The 1,606-nt window shown below is 47.2% G+C and carries 1 protein-coding gene and 2 pseudogenes; all 3 read left to right on the top strand.

The features are described 5' to 3' along the window. A pseudogene (locus ELS82_RS24790) lies at window positions 1-632 on the top strand (hypothetical protein); the annotation flags it as partial. 119 nt (window positions 633-751) lie between these two features. Continuing rightward, entirely contained in the window at window positions 752-1,066 is a 315-nt protein-coding gene (locus ELS82_RS24785) for a hypothetical protein (RefSeq protein WP_134837745.1), read from the top strand. A 209-nt stretch (window positions 1,067-1,275) separates the two neighbouring features. After that, window positions 1,276-1,606, top strand: a pseudogene (locus ELS82_RS24780) (hypothetical protein); the annotation flags it as partial.

Raw genomic sequence — 1,606 nt, 5'->3', positions numbered from 1 at the left:
CGGAATCTGTCCGTGTGCCGGGGGGCGAGTTGGATGAGGAAGAATTCGAGCAGGGCGATGACATCGTTGTTCGGCTGGATGAAGAGGTGGCCGTGGCGCCGCTTCCGCCTCCTGGCGGTCGAGATCGCGAAGGGGGTGGCAGAGCCGTCAGCGTTGGTGTCCCTCAGCAGAACTTATCTCAGGTGTATACATTGAGGCGGATCTTGCACCGATTGCGYCAAAGTRAAGYGTTYAGRGACTCTCACCATGCCATCACCTTATACCAAAACAATAACGAGCCTYTGGTTCAAGGTCAGATCCGTGAGGTGATCACGCATTTTGATGACATTGATGTCCACGGCAACTTTACCGATGGGGTTCAGCTTTTTTGGGGGCCCATTGCGTCGGCGGGATACACCGAGGATAAGCGACTTTGGCTCAACTCCTCGATGCGCAGGAATGACGTCAGTGTGGTCTTGTATAACGATATCGTGGAAGCGTTTCTTGCCCGGTTTAAGGTGGAAGATATCGAAGACCTGGTGGGGGCCTATGTGTTAGTAGCGGGGAATGGCTGGGTATCGGGGCACTCGGATAAACCGATCATCTGGTGTGCATCGGCCAACAACATTTTTGTGCGGCGTTACCACTACTGAGTGTCGGTATCGCTTTGCTCATCTGCCTTGCAGAGAATGGATAGAGGTGCTTTGGTGTGTATAGGCAAGACATACGAAACGCTTGAGTGAAAACAGTGTAATGTGAATGGGAGGTATCAATGAAACGGTTATATCTTTGGCTAGCCATTTTTCTGTCTTTCTCTACTGGGGCTGAAACCATCATATTCAACGGTGAAACGGTTCAATTCTCGATAAGAGAAGCGAACTATTACCAAATTAGTGACAAGCTCAGCGTCGACATAGACATAGAGCTAGTAAACCAACGCCTTCCTTCAAAAGAAGAGATCGCTGCGGTTAGTGAATTTGTGCTGGGTAATTACCCAAAGGCAAAGAGGACGTGGGTGGGGTGGTATGCCTTCGAATGCGGGGTATTTTGCAACAGACCATCGAGCACCAGAGCCCGAGGGGGTTAAAATCCTTGATTACATGTTGTTCAATACTCCGTATCAGGATCTCGTCGAATAATTTCCCATACAAGAAATTGTAGAGTGATTCACTACGCTGAGTGCTCTCACTCTAAGTGAGTTTAGTGCTTATTTAACAATAAATTAGGCAAGGTATCGGTGTTGTCTACACTTTAATCTGGTGTAATGTACTTTCTATGGAGGTAAACCTAGAAAGTATGAACAAATATATTTTTGGTGCGTTATTTATCCTGATAACTGCTCTTAGTGTACACCTATCGTTTGGTGCCTATCGGAACTCGTTTCTCTCAACAAATCTTGAAAATGGCAGTTATCGCTCGTGCTTGAATGATGCCAAGATCAAGAAATACAGTATTGACCTGTGGGATCAAGATGAAAGCTTTGATGTCCGGTTTGTCGAATCAGGTAATACTCATTGCTTTGCCCCAAAGTTCCCAGCAATTGAGGTGTCGTCCTCAAACGTTACCCACTGGCTACATATTGTGGAAACATCGGGTGAGGTGCAGTTTGTTGGCAAGCATGCGTCCT

Origin of the sequence: Vibrio ouci (genome assembly GCF_004551525.1) — a bacterium.
GTDB classification, from domain to species: domain Bacteria; phylum Pseudomonadota; class Gammaproteobacteria; order Enterobacterales; family Vibrionaceae; genus Vibrio; species Vibrio ouci.
This window is presented reverse-complemented; position numbering and strand designations above follow the sequence as displayed.